This window comes from Gemmobacter sp. (genome assembly GCF_016792925.1).
In the GTDB taxonomy this organism is placed as follows: domain Bacteria; phylum Pseudomonadota; class Alphaproteobacteria; order Rhodobacterales; family Rhodobacteraceae; genus Gemmobacter.
Map to the genome: position 1 here is coordinate 1 of NZ_JAEULU010000301.1, position 2,857 is coordinate 2,857.

The following is a 2,857-nucleotide window of genomic DNA, read 5'->3' on the forward strand; positions in this document are numbered from 1 at the left end:
CATGGCGCAAGGATAGCGGATTTTGCGGCCCGGGATAAGGGGGGCGATATGTTGCGCAAAGATAAACGATGAAATTGGCCGTTTATAAGCGGTTCATATTTTAAGCGGGAAATGGGCGATATTTTAAGGCGAGCCCTGAAAGAGAAAGGGTCGCCGTCCATGCGGCGACCCTTTCCGAGTTCCAAGGAGATGGGCCAGTTAGGTTACAAGCCCAATCAAAGTCATGATTTCCAAGGGGTTGCCCTAGTAATCACACCCTCCGACTGTCCCGACACCTCTCTCCAATATCACTCTAGACACTGGATCACCTCCTTTCAAAAGATTGCCGATATAAGGAGCGTGACACAGATTTTGCGATTGTCAAAACATTTTACACCGCGCTTTGCGTCAACTTTCCGACAACCACCCGGAATGGCACAAGTGCAACAGCCGCCATGCCAAGTTTCACCAGCCAGTCGGCCACCGCGAGTGAGACCCAGAGCGGCGCCACAGGGCCAAGGCCCAGGATCGGCAGCGGCTCGGCGGCCCAGGAAACATCGGTGGCGGGGTCGATGAAGGACAGGCTGGCGGCGAAGGCCAGCGAGAAGAAGATGCAGGTGTCCAGCGTGGAGGAGACGAGGGTGGAGACCAGCGGCGCCCGCCACCAGCTGCCCGCGCGCAGGCGGTTGAACACGGCCACATCGGTCAGTTGCGCGGCAAGGAAGGCCGCGCCCGAGCCGATGGCGACGCGCAGGGTGACCAGCGGGCCGAACTCGCCCATGATCTGCGCCCCGATCAGCGAGCAGGCGAGACCCACGACAAAGCCCACCAGCACGACCTTGCGCGCGGCGGCGGCGCCGTGCAGGCGGTTGGTCAGATCGGTGACCAGAAAGGCGACGGGATAGGTGAGGGCGCCCCAGGTGAGCCAAGGGCCCAGCAGATATTGCACGAGGATATTGGAGGCGACGACTGTGGCCGCCATGGCGAGAACGCCGGGCAGAAGGTGTTTGGACATGGGTTTTCCGTTTTTTACAAGGTCGCGGAGACTTGAAGCAAGGCGGCGCGATACGCCCGCGCCGGGCTTTCGTCAATCAAAAATGCGGTATTCGACGATCTGGGTCGAGAGGAAGAAGCGGAAATTGTCATCCGAGATCAGCGTGAGGCGGATGCCCTGCGCATCACGCCAGACCGCGAGGCCTTCGAGATTGAAATGGGTGCCAAGCTCGGTTTGCAGCACGGTTTCACCGGTGCCGGTTCTGGCGCCCTCGGTGGTAAAGCGGCGCACGCGGCTGGCAAAACCGGCCAGCCCGTCAAACTGCCGTTCAAGGATGTAAAGTTTGCCATCGGGGCCGAAATCGGCGCCGACGGGCAGGAAACGGCCCAGTTTCGGGATGGTGAAGGCGCGCTCCCATGCCCCTTTGTGCAGGCGCCAGACGGGGATCGGCTCGCGGCTGTCCAGCCGCCCCTCGGGCAGGGTGTAAAGCGTGCCATCGGGGGCGATGGCGAGGGCCTCCAGCGCGGAATTGGGCGGGAGTTTGCGGAAGGCCTGCGCCTCGGGCAGGTTTTCGGCAGGCCCATCGAGGCGCGGATAGCGCAGCACGCGGCTGGCGCCCTCGAAGCTGACATAGGCGGTGCCGTCGGACGCAATGGCCAGGCCCTCGCTATCGGCGCGCCGGGGTTTGAGCGGGGCGTCGCCCGCGCCTTTCAGAAGGTGCAGGGGAGCCGCGTCGATGGCGGTGATGCGACCGCCCTCATCGCGGGCAAAGCGCCCGGTGGTGACGGCGCCGCGATCCGACAGGGCGGTGAAGCGGATGCCGTCCGCCGAAAGTTCGATGGCCGACATGCCGCCCAGACGCGGGTCGCGGCTACGCCAACTGGTCGTGCCGAGATATTCGGGCGCGGCCTGCGCGAAGGACGGCCAGAGGCCCAGAATGACGGCCCCAAGCCTCAGGGCGCAGAAAGAACGGAGGCGCATTGGGCGGGCAGATCGGCCATGGTATATTGGCGGGGGTGTCGCTTCTTGGGCGCCTCGGGGTCAACCGGCTGTTTGCCGGGCTTTGGCGGGTTCAGATAATCGGTCACCCACCACATCAAGGTGTCATCGCACCCGTTGCCGCCCTTGGACAGCTCTGCCACCGTCGGGGTCTGCGTCTGGCAGGCGCTGGCCCCCGCCGGGCATTTCAGCCGGACGTGGAAATGGGTGTCATGCCCCGCCACAGGACGGATTTTTTGCAGCCAGGCCTTGTCCTTGCGCTTGGCGGTCTTGCACATCTCGATCTTCACGGCGGCGGCCACAAAGATGCGGTCCACCCGCGGGTCGGAGGCGGCGGCGCGGAGAAGGGCATGGTGCCGCGGCGTCCAGTTGCCGGTGACGCTGCGCTGGTCGGCGCTGCGCACGGGGATCGAGCTGATGTCCTCGCGCTCTTTCCGGCTGAGCGACAGGCTGCGCGGCGGCAACATCCAGATGTCGGCATCCAGCCCGATCTGATGGCTGGCATGACCCGAGGTCATCGGGCCACCACGCGGCTGGCTCATATCGCCGATATAAAGGCCGCGCCAGCCGATCTGCGTGGCCTGCGCCGAGAGATCGACCAGATATTGCACCAGCTCGGGATGGCCGAAATTGCGGTGGCGCGACAGGCGCATCGCCTGCCAGGTCGGGCCGGTTTCCGGCAGCTCCATCAGCCCGGCGGCGCAGCCCTTGGCGTAGGAGCCCACGGGCATGGGCGCCTGTTGCGAGGGCGCCTCCTTGGCGCCGAACAATTGGTTTGCCAGTTTCTCGGCCTGCACCGGAGCGGCAGATAGGGCCAGAACGGGGGCCAGAATGGCGGCCAGAAATACGGAACGGATCATCAGGACTGCTCACCCTTCGGTTTGA

General features: G+C 64.3%; 3 protein-coding genes. All 3 read right to left on the reverse strand.

The annotated features are described in order from the left end of the window. Positions 1-370: 370 nt before the first annotated feature. Complete coding sequence (locus tag JNN06_RS14600) at positions 371-994, reverse strand: queuosine precursor transporter (RefSeq protein ID WP_291240327.1); 624 nt, start codon at positions 992-994, stop codon at positions 371-373. 72 nt (positions 995-1,066) lie between these two features. Next, entirely contained in the window at positions 1,067-1,954 is an 888-nt protein-coding gene (locus JNN06_RS14605) for an esterase-like activity of phytase family protein (protein WP_291240328.1), read from the reverse strand. Next, entirely contained in the window at positions 1,927-2,832 is a 906-nt protein-coding gene (mepA, locus tag JNN06_RS14610) for a penicillin-insensitive murein endopeptidase (protein WP_291240329.1), read from the reverse strand. The genes JNN06_RS14605 and mepA overlap by 28 nt, the downstream gene beginning before the upstream one ends. Positions 2,833-2,857: the final 25 nt, after the last annotated feature.